12 protein-coding genes are annotated in these 13,368 nt (G+C 74.6%); 8 read left to right on the plus strand and 4 right to left on the minus strand.

The genetic code is table 11. The features are described 5' to 3' along the window. Positions 1-122 precede the first annotated feature (122 nt). Complete coding sequence (locus GR130_RS14420; protein ID WP_159505102.1) at positions 123-767, plus strand: cysteine hydrolase; 645 nt, start codon at positions 123-125, stop codon at positions 765-767. Positions 768-833: 66 nt separating this feature from the next. Here GR130_RS14420 and GR130_RS14425 read toward each other — a convergent pair whose 3' ends face one another. Both GR130_RS14425 and GR130_RS14430 read right to left on the minus strand, forming a co-directional pair. Beyond that, positions 834-3,002, minus strand: a complete 2,169-nt coding sequence (locus GR130_RS14425) for a S9 family peptidase (RefSeq protein WP_159505103.1) — start codon at positions 3,000-3,002, stop codon at positions 834-836. A gap of 248 nt (positions 3,003-3,250) precedes the next feature. Next, complete coding sequence (locus GR130_RS14430; protein ID WP_159505104.1) at positions 3,251-3,910, minus strand: NADPH-dependent FMN reductase; 660 nt, start codon at positions 3,908-3,910, stop codon at positions 3,251-3,253. Between the two features lie 482 nt (positions 3,911-4,392). Here GR130_RS14430 and fabG point away from each other — a divergent pair, with 482 nt between their 5' ends. From fabG to GR130_RS14455, 5 genes are all read left to right on the plus strand, one after another. Next, a complete protein-coding gene (fabG, locus tag GR130_RS14435) occupies positions 4,393-5,154 on the plus strand; it encodes a 3-oxoacyl-ACP reductase FabG (RefSeq protein WP_159505105.1) in 762 nt (253 codons plus the stop codon). Positions 5,155-5,206: 52 nt separating this feature from the next. Beyond that, entirely contained in the window at positions 5,207-5,977 is a 771-nt protein-coding gene (locus tag GR130_RS14440; protein WP_159509968.1) for an SDR family oxidoreductase, read from the plus strand. A 239-nt stretch (positions 5,978-6,216) separates the two neighbouring features. Continuing rightward, entirely contained in the window at positions 6,217-7,182 is a 966-nt protein-coding gene (locus tag GR130_RS14445) for an aldo/keto reductase (RefSeq protein ID WP_159505106.1), read from the plus strand. A 131-nt stretch (positions 7,183-7,313) separates the two neighbouring features. Further along, entirely contained in the window at positions 7,314-7,982 is a 669-nt protein-coding gene (locus GR130_RS14450) for a uracil-DNA glycosylase (protein WP_159509969.1), read from the plus strand. A gap of 271 nt (positions 7,983-8,253) precedes the next feature. Continuing rightward, a complete protein-coding gene (locus GR130_RS14455) occupies positions 8,254-8,730 on the plus strand; it encodes a hypothetical protein (protein ID WP_443043761.1) in 477 nt (158 codons plus the stop codon). A 74-nt stretch (positions 8,731-8,804) separates the two neighbouring features. Here GR130_RS14455 and GR130_RS14460 read toward each other — a convergent pair whose 3' ends face one another. Next, complete coding sequence (locus GR130_RS14460) at positions 8,805-9,449, minus strand: TetR/AcrR family transcriptional regulator (protein WP_159505107.1); 645 nt, start codon at positions 9,447-9,449, stop codon at positions 8,805-8,807. 126 nt (positions 9,450-9,575) lie between these two features. Here GR130_RS14460 and GR130_RS14465 point away from each other — a divergent pair, with 126 nt between their 5' ends. Further along, complete coding sequence (locus GR130_RS14465; protein WP_159505108.1) at positions 9,576-10,802, plus strand: FAD-dependent monooxygenase; 1,227 nt, start codon at positions 9,576-9,578, stop codon at positions 10,800-10,802. A gap of 122 nt (positions 10,803-10,924) precedes the next feature. Beyond that, the gene (locus GR130_RS14470) at positions 10,925-11,830 is read left to right on the plus strand and encodes a Gfo/Idh/MocA family protein (RefSeq protein WP_159505109.1); all 906 of its coding nucleotides are present in this window, start codon (positions 10,925-10,927) and stop codon (positions 11,828-11,830) included. Here GR130_RS14470 and lnt read toward each other — a convergent pair. Beyond that, positions 11,802-13,334 carry an apolipoprotein N-acyltransferase gene (gene lnt, locus GR130_RS14475; protein WP_159505110.1) on the minus strand — a complete coding sequence of 511 codons (1,533 nt, stop codon included), beginning with the start codon at positions 13,332-13,334 and terminating at the stop codon, positions 11,802-11,804. The two genes, GR130_RS14470 and lnt, sit on opposite strands and share 29 nt — an antisense overlap. Positions 13,335-13,368: the final 34 nt, after the last annotated feature.

Below are 13,368 nucleotides of genomic sequence, written 5' to 3' on the forward strand. Positions count from 1 at the left end.
CGGCCGCGGAGACGGCCGGGGCGGGATCGCCCGCGCCGCGGGCGCGGACCTGAACGCATCCGTGGACGCGACGCCGACGCATACGCCGACGCCGGTGCGCGCGTCCGCAGAGGGGACTGGCAATGCCTTCGGACGCCCGGCTCGTCGAGCAGCTGGACCCGGCCTCCACGGTGCTGCTCACCGTCGAGTGCCAGCGCGGCGTGGTCGGTACGGACAGCGCGCTGCCCGAACTGGCCGAAGCGGCCCGCACATCGGGAGCGCTGACGAACACCGCCCGCCTGGTGGCGGCGGCGCACGACGCCGGTGTCCAGGTGCTGCACGCGGTCGCCGAACGGCGCCCCGACGGCCGCGGGGCCAGCCGCAACGCCCGGCTCTTCACGGCGGCCGAGCGGCTGCCCGTGCAGCAGCTCACCGGGTCCACCGCCGTACGGATCGCCGACCCGATACCGGTGTCCGAGGGTGACCTGGTGGTGCGCAGACTGCACGGTCTCTCACCGATCGCCGGAACCGAAGTCGACGCGCTGCTGCGCAACTTCGGGTGCCGCACACTCGTCGTGACCGGGGTCTCGGCGAATGTGGCGATCCCCAACGCGGTGTTCGACGCGGTCAACCTCGGCTATGTGGCGGTGGTGCCCGCGGACGCCATCGCGGGGGTGCCGGCCGAATACACCCCCGCGATGGTCCGCAACACCCTCGCCCTGGTGGCCACCATCACCACGACCGACGAGGTGCGCGGCTGCTGGCAGCGACCGCGCCGCGCCCGGTGACCGGGGAGGGCGGCGGCGCCCCTCGGGCGAGCGGCCGCCCGTGCCGCGCGCCGGGGCGCCCCGTCCTCACTCCCCGGTGGACCGCTTCCCCGCCTCCTTCTCCCGGGCCCGCAGCGCGTCCTTGAGGAAGTCCCGCTGCACGCGGAGCAGGTTCTCGGTGACCGCGTCGTCGGCCGGCAGGTGGGTGGCGCCGGGCAGCGGCAGTACGGTGTGCGGCCGGCCCGCGGCGAGCAGTTCGGCGGAGAAGCGCAGGGTGTGCGCGGCGGCCACGTTGTCGTCCGCGAGGCCGTGGACGAGCAGCAGCGGGCGGCGCAGCAGATGGCCGTGCCCGACCAGGGAGGAGCGCGCGTAGTCCTCCGGGTGGGTGCCGGGGTGCCCCAGGAACCGCTCCTTCCAGTGGGTGTCGTACATCCGCTGGTCGGTGGGCGGGGCGCCGGCGACCGCCGCGTGGAAGACGTCGGGGCGGTGCAGTACGGCCGCCGCCGCGAGGAAGCCGCCGAACGACCAGCCGCGGATCGCCACCCGCTCCAGGTCCAGATCGGGGAAGCGCGCCCCGGCGGCCTGCAGAGCCGCCACCTGGTCCTCCAGGGCGGGCCACAGCGGATCGCCGTGCACGGCCTTCTCCCAGGCCGGGCCGCGCCCCGGAGTACCGCGCCCGTCGGCCACCAGGACCGCGAACCCCTGCTCGGCGAACCACTGGGAAACACAGGCGAACCACCCCCGGGCCCGTATGGCGAGCTGCATCGCCGGGCCGCCGTAGGGGTCGAGCAGTACGGGCAGTCGCCCGCCGCCCTCCTTGTGCCACGACGGGAGGTAGAGGGCCGCGCGCAACGCGCGTTCCCCGAGGGCGAGATGGACCGGGCGGGGCACGACCACCGGATCCTCGGCGAGCGAGGCGATGCCCTCGTAGGAGGCGGGCTCGGGTGCGCTGTCCCGTAGGACGACGACCTCGTCGCCCCGCGGCGTGAGCCCCGCCACGACGGCCGTCCCGCCGCGCTCCGCCCCCGTGTGGCGTCCCGGCGCCCGGCTCAGCCGCCGGTTGCCGGTGCCCGGCTCATGGCGCCACACATGCGTCTCCTCGGGGTCCTCGCTCGCGGTGAACAGCACGCTCTCCCCCTCGACGCCGAGGACCTCGCGCAGTTGCAGTCCGGCCGGCGTGACCCGCCGGCCGCCGACGGTCAGCCGGCGGGTCTCGCCGTCGTCCTCCGCGAGCACCAGCGCGCCGGAGGCGGTACGGGCCGGGGTGCCGGGCACGATCTCCACCCAGGCGGGATCCGTCCGCTCGTGCAGCACCTCGGTGCCGCCGGTCGCCGGATCGACCGCGAGCGTCCGCAGTGTGCGCTGGTCACGGCTCTGCACGGCGATCAGCGGGCCGTGCGCGTCCCACCGGGCATCGACGAGGTACTCGTACGCCGCACGGTCCCAGACCACCTCGGTCCGCTCGCCGTCCACGGAGAGCAGGTGCAGCGTGACCTCCGCGTTGGCGGTGCCGGCCGACGGGTAGCGGAGCACCTGTGGGGGCCGCGCCGGGTCGGCCGGATCGGCGAGGTAACGCCGTTCCACGGGCGAGGTGTCCACCCTCGCCACGAGGAGGCGGCGGCCGTCCGGCGCCCACCAGTAGCCGCGTGTGCGGCCCATCGACTCGGCGGCGACGTACTCGGCGAGCCCGTAGGTGACCTCCGGCCCCTCGGCCCGCGCCAACTGCCGGTCGCCGCCGCCCAGTCCGACGACATGGACGGACCGGTTGCTCACATACGCGATCAGCCGGCCGTCCGGGGAGGGGCGCGGGTCGACCACCGGACCGGCCGCCGGCACCGGGAACGGCGCGCCGCCGTCCGTCCGCACCGCCCACAGCGCCCCGGACAGCGCGAACGCGACGACGTGCGCGGCGTCGTCGGCCGCATAGCCCACCACGCCGGCGGTGCGGTCGCGGGCCCGCTCCCGCCGCAGCCGCTCCTCCTCGGGCAGGTCCTCGGAACCCGTGCCCACCAGGAGCGCCGGATCGGCCAGCAGCCGTTCCGCCCCGTCCTCGTACTGCCACAGCCGCCCTACGGGATCGCTGCCCGACCCCGTACGGACGAAGAGCACCCGCCGGCCGTCCGGGGAGATGCCGAACTGCCGGGGAACGCCGAGCGAGAAGCGGCGGGTGCGGGCGAACTGCCGGGGGAATTCCGCCGCGTTGTCGGTGCCGGGGGCGCTTCGCGGGCGCTGTGTGGTCCGGGTGGTCGGTTCCACGGTGTGGTCCTCCTAGGGGCGGTGCATCGTTTTCGGGCAGGCGAAAGCCCAACGGCATCGGGCCGTTGGGCATCGGGAGTACAGGCGGAGCGCGCATCCGTACGCCGGTCGCAGAGCGCGAGCCGTGCCGGAATGCGGGGGCCGTACGGACGGGATGTCGTCGGCCGGGGCGTCGCGCTCGCGTTCAGCTCAGCTCATCGCCGCGACGTCGAGGAAAAAGTACCCCGGAAACGCCGCCGTCCGCACGCCTATTGCTCGGATCGCTGGGTGACGGCCGCCTCGGTGCGGTCGCCCAGGAACTCGTACCAGCGGCGCTCCAGGCAGACATAGCGCACGTCGGCTTCCACCAGGCTGAGGAAACCGGCCACCGTTTCGGTCAGCCGCTCCCGCAGTCCGGAGTCGAGGAGCGTGCCGTCCTCGGCGAAGGCCGAGTAGCAGTTGGCGAGGCTGAACATGTCCGGATAGACGCGGGTGCCGAGGTGCTCCAGCGGGACCCGCAGCGCCCACAGCCCGCGGTTGCCGCCGACCAGCGACGGCGAGGCGGAGACCAGCATCGCGTGCTTGGTCTTGAACGGCTGCGGCCGGACCCGCGAGACCCAGTCGATCGCGTTCTTCAGCACGCCCGGTACCGATCCGTTGTACTCGGGGGAGGAGAGGACGAAGGCGTCGCACCGCTCCAGCCGGTCGCGCAGCGCGAGGGCGCCCGGCGGCAGCCCTTCGGCGACCTCCACGTCGCCGTCGTACATCGGCATCGCGAAGTCGCGCATGGCGGCGTGGTCGACGGCGGCGCCCGTGTCGGCGACCAGGCGCGCCACGAGGGAGGCGAGGCGGGCGTTGGCCGATTCGGCCCGCAGCGCGGCGCCGAAGACCAGTACCCGCAGCGGGCCGGGGCGGTCGTCCGAGGTCATGGGTGCGTCCTTCCGTCGCGGGGCGCGCGCCCGGCGGACCGGCGCCCCGCCGCCCAGTCTGGTCCCGCTCCGGCAGCCGTGCGACAGGACCTGGGCCCTCCGGATGAGTGCCCCGGGCCGGGCCCGGGGTCGCTTCACGGCCGCCCGGCCGGCCGACGGAACCGCGCTCACCGGGCCGATCGCCGCCCCCCGCGGCCCGGGTGGAGCGCCTGCCGGGGCTGCCGGTGCGGTGGGGCGGGGTGAGGTGACGCGTGGCAGGGGGTGCGGTGGGGCGGGCTTCCTTCCGCGGGGCGCACGTCCCGTTCCGTACGGATCGCCCGCTCGCGGCCGACGTGCCGGACCGGTCGGTGGTGGGGCGTTGACAGCGGGTGGCCGGGCTTCTAGCGTCAGCCCTGCTGAGGCTACTAAGCGGTTGCTCACCCGCACCGGGGCGGCGGACCGCTGGTCGAGGTTCCGAGGATTCGAAGGTGAGGAGAACCCGCATGTCCACCACCGAACAGCGCGTCGCCATCGTGACGGGCGCGGCCCGCGGTATCGGCGCGGCCACCGCCGTGCGCCTGGCCGCCGAGGGGCGCGCCGTCGCCGTGCTCGACCTCGACGAGGCGGCCTGCAAGGACACCGTCGCCAAGATCACCGCGGCCGGCGGCAGGGCCGTCGCGGTCGGCTGCGACGTCTCCGACGCGGAACAGGTGGCGGCGGCCGTCGAGCGGATCGCGTCGGAACTCGGCGCGCCCACCGTCCTGGTCAACAACGCCGGTGTGCTCCGCGACAACCTGCTGTTCAAGATGAGCGACACCGACTGGGACACGGTCATGAACGTGCATCTGCGGGGCGCGTTCCTGATGTCGCGGGCCTGCCAGAAGCACATGGTGGACGCCAAGTTCGGCCGGATCGTCAACCTCTCCTCCAGCTCGGCGCTGGGCAACCGCGGCCAGGTCAACTACTCCGCAGCCAAGGCCGGCCTCCAGGGCTTCACCAAGACCCTCGCCATCGAGCTCGGCAAGTTCGGCGTCACCGCGAACGCCGTGGCCCCCGGCTTCATCGCCACCGACATGACCGCCGCCACCGCCGAGCGCGTCGGCATGGGCTTCGAGGACTTCCAGGCGGCCGCCGCCACGCAGATCCCGGTCCAGCGGGTCGGCAGGCCCGAGGACATCGCCAACGCGATCGCCTTCTTCACGGGCGAGGACGCCGGCTTCGTCTCCGGCCAGGTCCTGTACGTCGCCGGCGGCCCGCTCTGCTGACCGCCGCACCCACCGCAGAAGTACAGGAGCAGGGGAACCACATATGACCGACATGACCGAGCGGGACGGCGAACGCCCCGCACTCTCCGGCAAGGTGGCACTGGTCACCGGCGCCAGCCGCGGCATCGGGTACGGCGTCGCCGAGGCCCTGATCGCCCGCGGGGACCGGGTCGTCATCACCGGCCGCAACGAGGACGCACTCAAGGAGGCCGCCGAGACGCTGGGCGCGGACCGGGTGCTCGCCGTCGCCGGCAAGGCGCACGACGAGGCACACCAGGCCGACGCCGTCGAGCGGGCGATGGAGACCTTCGGCCGGGTCGACTACCTCGTCAACAACGCCGGTACGAACCCGGTGTTCGGCCCGATAGCCGACATCGACCTCAACGTGGCGCGCAAGGTGTACGAGACCAACGTGGTCTCCGCGCTCGGCTTCGCGCAGCGCACCTGGCACGCCTGGCAGAAGGACAACGGCGGCGCGATCGTCAACATCGCGTCGATCGCCGGGGTCAGCGCCTCGCCGTTCCTCGGTGCCTACGGGATGAGCAAGGCCGCGATGGTGAACCTGTCGTTCCAGCTGGCGCACGAGTTCGCGCCGGTGGTGCGGGTCAACTCCATCGCACCCGCGGTGATCAAGACCAAGTTCGCGTCGGCGCTCTACGAGAACCGCGAGGAGGAGGCGGCGGCCGGCTACCCCATGGGGCGGCTGGGCGTCCCGGAGGACATCGGCGGGGCCGCCGCCTTCCTGCTGTCCGACGCGGCCGGCTGGATCACCGGGCAGACCCTCGTCGTCGACGGCGGGCTGTTCCTGAACGCCGGGGTGTGAGGACGGCGCCCGGCCGAGGCCGAGCGATGACTCGGTCGGCCGCGGGGCCGCCGACGGCCGGTGGGGCGGGCCGCGGGGGCTGAGCCTGCGAGCGCCGGGCGTCGCGCCCGGTGCGGGACCGCGCTCGCCTGCCGGTCCCTCGCTTGCCTTCGCGTGCGCTCCAACAGGCAGAGTCCGTGGTGCCGGTCCCTCAGGGGCCGGCACCACGTGCGTCAGCGGACCTGCCGGGGAGGCATGCCATGTACTACCGCACACTCGGTGGCGATCAGGGGCCGCGGATCAGCGCCGTCTGCCTGGGGACGATGCCGTTCGGCACCACGGTGGACGAACGGACCTCCCTCGCGATCCTGGACCGCTTCGCCGAAGCCGGCGGCACCTTCGTCGACACCGCGAACAACTACGCCTGCTGGGTGCCCGGCGCGACCGGCGACGAGAGCGAGGTGCTGCTCGGCCGCTGGCTGCGCAGCCGGCGCGCGGCGGACCGTACGGTGGTCGCCACCAAGGCGGGGGCCCGGCCCGACCCGGCCCGCGGCCCCCGGTGGCCCGCCAACGCCGAGGGCCTGGGCGCGACCGCCCTGCGCACCGCCGTCGAGGGCAGCCTCCGCCGGCTGGGCACCGACCGGGTCGATCTCTACTATGCGCACATCGAGGACCGCCGCGTCCCCCTGGAGGAGACCGTCGGGACGCTGGCCGGGTTCGTCCGGGACGGGCGCGTGGGCACCCTGGGAGCCAGCAACCACGCGACCTGGCGGCTGGCCGTGGCCCGGCAGAGCGCCGCCGGGCGCGGACTGCCCGGCTTCCGGGCCGTACAGCAGCGGCACACCTACCTGCGTCCGCGCCGGGACCTGCCGCCCGGTCTCCAGAAGGAGACCGACGGGGAACTCCTCGACTACGCGGCCGCGCACCCCGATCTGACCCTCCTCGGCTACTCGCCCCTGATGGAGGGCGCCTACACCCGCGAGGACAGGCCGCTGCCGGAACGCTACGACCATCCGGGCTCGGTGGTGCGGCTGCGGGTGCTGGCGGAGGTGGCCGCGGAGAGCGGGGCCACCGCGAACCAGGTGGTGCTGGCATGGCTCATGGGCGGTCCGGTGCCGGTGGTGCCGGTGATCGGCGTCAGTTCCGTGGCCCAGCTGGACGAGTGCCTGGCCGCGCTGGACGTCGTACTGGACCCGTGCCAGCGCGCCCGGCTGGACACGGCGTGAGCGGCGGGGCGGGAACCGGGGTGCCCACCGCCGTCGGATTCCGGCCCGGGACCGTGATTGTCAGTGGTCGCCGGTAGGTTCTGTCGGTGAGAACGGAACGCACACCGGAGGTTGTTGACGTGGTCACCGACATGCTGCCCGAGTCCTGGCGCGAGGCCCTGGGCGAGGAGTTGGCGAAGCCCTACTTCAAGGAGCTCACCGACTTCGTGGAGCAGGAGCGGGCCAACGGTCCCGTCTACCCGCCCCGCGAGCAGGTCTTCGCGGCGCTGGAGGCGACGCCGTACGACCGGGTCAAGGTGCTCGTCCTCGGACAGGACCCGTACCACGGCCCGGGGCAGGGCCACGGTCTGTGCTTCTCCGTGCAGCCCGGCGTCAGGACGCCGCCGTCCCTGCGGAACATCTACAAGGAGATGAAGGAGGAACTGGGCCACCCGGTTCCGGACAACGGCTATCTGATGCCCTGGGCCGAGCAGGGCGTGCTGCTGCTCAACGCCGTTCTCACGGTCCGCGAGGGCGAGGCCAACTCGCACAAGGGCAAGGGCTGGGAGAAGGTCACCGACGCGGTGATCCGTGCGGTCGCCTCCCGTCCGGACCCGGCCGTCTTCGTGCTCTGGGGGAACTACGCCAAGAAGAAGCTCCCGCTGATCGACGAGGAGCGGCACGCCGTGGTGCAGGGCGCGCACCCCTCGCCGCTCTCCGCGAAGAAGTTCTTCGGATCCCGCCCCTTCACCCAGATCAACGAGGCGATCGCCGCGCAGGGGCACACCCCGATCGACTGGCGCATCCCCGACCTGGGCTGAACCGGCCCCCTCCGTGCCGCCCGTACGGGCCGAGGCCCTTCGGCCCGTACGCGACGAGCGCAGGCCCGGCGCCCGCGCCCGGTCGCGCCGAGGTGGGGCCTTTGGCCTGGGCCGATCGGCCTCCCTCGGCGCGTCGCGCGCGCCGCGCGCCGCTAGCGTCGAGGCAAGCCCGGTGGTGGCGGTGAGCGAACGCGGGGAGTGCGCGGTGGCGGAGAATCGGCGGGCGGCGACGCCCGAGGACGGAGTGCTGACCCGGATCGGCCAGGCGATCATGCTGCACCGGGCCGGTGACCGGGAAGAGGCGCGCAACCGCCTCGGAGACCTCTGGCGGGAAGTCGGGCCGCAGGGAGACGCCTTCCACCGCTGCGCCCTCGCGCACTACATGGCCGACACCCAGGACGACCCGAGAGACGAACTGGACTGGGATCTGCGGGCCCTGGAGGCGGCGGAGGGCTTCGTCACGGAGCGCCCCGCGGAGACCGGCAGCGCCGCCGGCGCATCGGACGTCGCGGACGGCCCGGGGCCCCGCCATCCCCTCGTCGCGCTCCGGGCGTTCTTCCCCTCGCTGCATCTCAACCTCGCGGCCGACTACGCCGGACTCGACCGCCCGGCCGACGCCCGCGCCCAGCTCCGCCGGGCGAGGGCGTCCGTCAACGCCCTCGCCGACGGCGAATACCGCCAGAGCCTCAAGGACGCGATCGACCGGCTGGAGCTGCGGATCGGCGGCGCGGCGGGCCCGTGGCACTGACGTCCCGGAAAGGTCGCGGCACCAGCCCCCTCCAAGATGACTGCACCGCGACCCGCCTTCCCCTCGGGTGATCCTCACCCCCGCAGCATTCCGTCGAGAAGTTCCGCGCACGAGGCGCGCAGTGCCGCGCGGGTGGGAACGGCGGCGTGGAACTGGCCGGCGATGCAGGTGAACAGCACACCGTCGCACCACGCGACCATGCTGAGCGCATGCCGTTCGGGTGCGGCGGAGCCGGCCGCCCGCAGCATCGCGACCACCGGCGCCCGGAAGGCCCGCCCCGCCCGGTCGTAGACCGCCCGCAACTCGGGCCTGCGGGTGGCCTCCAGAGCGAGTTCGTAGCGGGCGACGAGCAGCCGGCGGTGCCCGGCCAGATAGCGGTGCAGGGCGAGGGACAGTGCGTCGGCGATGTCCGCCGAGGTCAGGTCGCCGGCCTCCGCGCGCCCGCCGCCGCTCCCGGTGATGTCCGCCGTCTCGCCCGCGACGAGGACCTCGGCCTCGCGCTCGGCCAGCCGCCGGACCGCGGCCTCCAGCAGCGCGGCCCGGGTGCGCGCGAGATTCGACGTGGACCCCTGCGGCAGGCCGGCCGCCTCGTCGACCGCCCGGTGGGTCAGCCCGCGCATCCCGCGCTCGGCCAGCAGCGCCAGGGCCGTGTCGGCGATCAGCCGGTGCCTGGGGAGGAGCGTGCCGTGGGGTGCGGCGGCGTTTTCGCGGGCGTTCATGCCGGTGAGCATAGCGCGCGGAAACTACAGGTGTAGTCTCGCCGCGGGGCGGTGCCGGGAAGCGGGGCCGCGGACGAGCATGCGGGACTACGGCTGTAGTTGCCGCCGGGGACAGCAGGGGGCGACATGCGGCAGCGGACCGCGATCGTGATCGGCGGCGGCATCGGCGGGCTGACCGCCGCGGTGGCACTGGACCACCGCGGCTGGTCGGTCACCGTCCTGGAGCGGGCCGCCGCTCTGGAGCCGGTGGGCGCGGGCATCGGGCTCGCCCCCAACGCCCAGCGCGCACTGGACACCGTCGGCGCGGGCGACGCGGTCCGCGCGACGGCCGCCGCGCAGCCGGCCGGTGAGCTGCGGCTGCCCAGCGGGCGGCTGCTGGCCCGTACGGACAACGCCGCGGCGGTCCGGCGGTTCGGCGGCCCGGTCGTGGTCGCGCACCGCGCCGACCTGGTCGCGCTGCTGGCCGGGCGGCTGCCCGGCGGCACCGTACGGACCGGAGCCCCGGCCCACCTCGTGGACGAGGGCGATCCGCTGCGGGACGACCGCCCGGCCCGCGTCCGGACCACCGAGCCCGAGGGCGGGCGGACCGCCTCCGAGGGCCGCGCCGAGGAGCTGACCGCCGACCTCGTCGTCGCCGCCGACGGGATCCACTCGGCCGTCCGCCGCACGCTCTTCCCCGGCCACCCCGAGCCCCGCTACGCCGGTTTCACCGCCTGGCGCTTCGTCGTCCCGGCCCCCGCCGCCCCCGCCGGGCGCCGCTACGCCGCGCACGAGACCTGGGGCCCCGGCGGCGTCTGGGGTTCCGTGCCGCTGCACGACGGACGGGTCTACGCCTATGCCACCGCCGCCGTCCCGCCGGGTGAGCGGACCGACGCCGATCAGCGGACCGAACTCCTGCGCCGGTTCGGCGACTGGCACCACCCCGTCCCCGACCTGCTGGCCGCCGTCGCCCCGGTCGCGGTGCTCCGGAACGACGTGCACACCGCGGCCGCCCCGCCGCCCGCCTTCCACCGGGGCCGGGTGGCGCTGCTCGGCGACGCCGTCCACCCGATGACGCCCAACCTCGGCCAGGGCGGCTGCCAGGCCATCGAGGACGCCGTCGTCCTCGCCCACGAGGCCGCCCCGGACGCGGATCTGTCCGCCGCGCTCGCCTCGTACACCCGGCAGCGGCTGCCGCGCACCATGGACGTGGTACGCCGTGCCGAGCGGATCGGCCGGCTCACGACCTGGCGCTCCCGGCCCGCCTGCGTGCTGCGCGGCGCCGCGATGGCGGCCACCGCCCGGCTGGCACCGGACCTCGTGCTGCGCGGCCTCGACGGCATCGCCGACTGGCGTCCGCCGGCCGCCCCGTAGGCTTTCCGGTACGGCGTGCGGTGCGGCGGGCCGGGGTGCGTACGCAGGTGCCATCCGGCCGGCGGGACCGCACCCGGCACGCCACACCGGCACCACCCCCGAAACGCATCAGAGGAGAGCGAGTGAAGGTCGGCTGCATCGGGCTCGGCGACATCGCGCAGAAGGCGTACCTGCCCGTACTGGGCACCCGGCCGGGGGTCGAACTGCATCTCCAGACCCGCAACCCGGCCACCCTCCAACGGGCCGGCGACACCTACCGGCTGACCGGGCGGCAGCTGCACACGGACCTGGACACGCTGCTCGGCGCCGGCCTGGACGCCGCCTTCGTGCACGCCGCGACCGTGGCGCACCCCGAGATCGTGACCCGGCTGGTCGAGGCCGGCGTGCCGACCTACGTGGACAAGCCGATCGCCTACGACATCGCGGACACCCGGCGGATCGTCCAGCTCGCCGAGGACCGCGGGGTGGGGCTCGCGGTGGGCTTCAACCGCCGCTTCGCGCCGGGGTACGCGCAGTGCCGGGAGCACCCGCGCGATCTGATCCTGATGCAGAAGAACCGCGTCGGGATGGCCGAGGACCCGCGCACGACCGTTCTCGACGACTTCATCCACGTCGTCGACACGCTGCGGTTCCTGGTACCGGGCGACATCGACCACATCGATGTGCGGGCCAGGGTGCGCCACGGGCTGATGGAGCATGTCGTGCTCCAGCTCTCCGGTGACGGGTTCACGGCCATCGGCACGATGAACCGCCTCAGCGGCTCCACCGAGGAGCTGCTGGACATCTCCGGTCAGGACACCCGGCGCCAGGTGGTCAACCTGGCCGAGGTCGTCGACCACAAGGGGCAGCCCACCATCCGGCGCCGCGGCGACTGGGTCCCCGTTGCCCGCCAGCGGGGGATCGAGCAGATCGTGCAGGCGTTCCTGGACGACGTACGCGCCGGGCGGCGGGTGTCCGCCCAGGACGCGCTGCGGACCCATGAGCTGTGCGAGCGGGTGGTCAGGGAAGCGGTCGCGCAGTCCGCCTGACGCGGGCCCGGACGGCGGACCGCGCGCCGAAGAGCAGCAGCGCGGCGATCGCCCCGTACACCGCCCAGTCGCCGAAACGGGTGTACGGGCTGGTGCCGGTGGCCAGCGGCAGATCGTAGACGGCGGCCGTGCTCCGGTCCGTGCCGAGGCGCGGGCCGATCTGCTCGCCCCGGGGGCCGTGGACCGCGCTGACGCCGGTGAGGGTGGCATGGACCATGGGGCGCCAGGTCTCCGCGGCGCGGAGCGCCGCGAGGGACGCGTGCTGGGCGGGGGCCCAGCTGTCCTGGAAGGTCGAGGTCGAGGACTGGGCGACCAGCACCTGTGCGCCGTCCCGGGCCAGGTGCCGGCTCATGTCGGGGAAGGCCGTCTCGAAGCAGACCAGGGGGCCGATCCGCAGCCCGCCCGCGGTGGGGATCGGCATCACGACCTGGTGGGTGCCGCGTTTGCGGTCGGTGGCGGCGGCCTTGCCGACGTGGGTGGCCCACCCGAGGACCGAGCGGGCGGGTATGTACTCGCCGAACGGAACCAGCCGCATCTTGGAGTAGCGGTCGCCGGTCGGCCCGCGCGGGCCGATGAGCACCGCGCTCTTGTAGATGCCGGGGCCGTCGGCGTTCGTCGCGTCGGCGTTGACGAGGAGGTCGGCGCCGGTCCGGCGGGCGAGCGCGGCCAGGTGCCCGGCCAGTACGGGATGGTCCGCCGGGTCCTGGTAGAGGCTGCTCTCACCCCAGACGACCAGGCGCACCCCACGGCCCGCCAGCGCACCGGTGAGCGCTTCGCTGCGGGCCAGGCGCTGGGTCGGCGTGCCGCCGAGGCCCGGCTGGACGACCGCGATGCGGACCGTGCCGGCGGGCCGGGGGAGCGGCGCCCCGTACCAGGCAGCGGTGCCCGCCAGGGCGCACCCCAGCAGTCCGGCGACGGCGGGCAGGCGGGCGGTGCGCAGGGCGATCAGCTCGGCCAGCGCGGTGTTCACGGCCACGATGAGCAGGCTCAGCAGCCATACGCCGCCGAGCGACGCCAGCCGGAGCGCGGGCGGCACCTGCCACTGGCTGGCGCCGAGCAGCCCCCATGGTCCGCCCAAGTACTGCCAGGAGCGGACCAGTTCGACCATCAGCCAGCCGGACGGCACCAGGACCAGGGCCGCCGCGCAGCGCCCCGCCCCGGGTGTGCCGGCCAGCAGGGCCCGCACCAGCAGCCCCCAGGGCGCCCACAGCGCCCCGAGCAGCAGCGCCAGGACGAGGATGAAGACGTGCAGGCTCGGCAGCAGCCAGTGGTGCACCGCCAGCATGAACCCGGCGCCGCCCAGCCATCCGTAGAGCGCCGCCCGCCGTGCCGTAGCCGCGGAGCGCACCAGCAGCAGCCACGGCACGAGGGCGACGTACGCGAACCACCACCAGGACGGCTCGGGGAAGGCGAGGGCCGGCAGCGCCCCCGCGAGCGCGGCGGCCGGGCCCCGCGCCCAGAGGGATCGGGACCGGGGCACCGTGCCGCCGGGCGGTGTGTCCATCTGCGCTCCCTGTCGCCGGTCGCTGCCGCGGTGA

It is taken from the genome of Streptomyces sp. GS7 (assembly GCF_009834125.1).
In the GTDB taxonomy this organism is placed as follows: domain Bacteria; phylum Actinomycetota; class Actinomycetes; order Streptomycetales; family Streptomycetaceae; genus Streptomyces.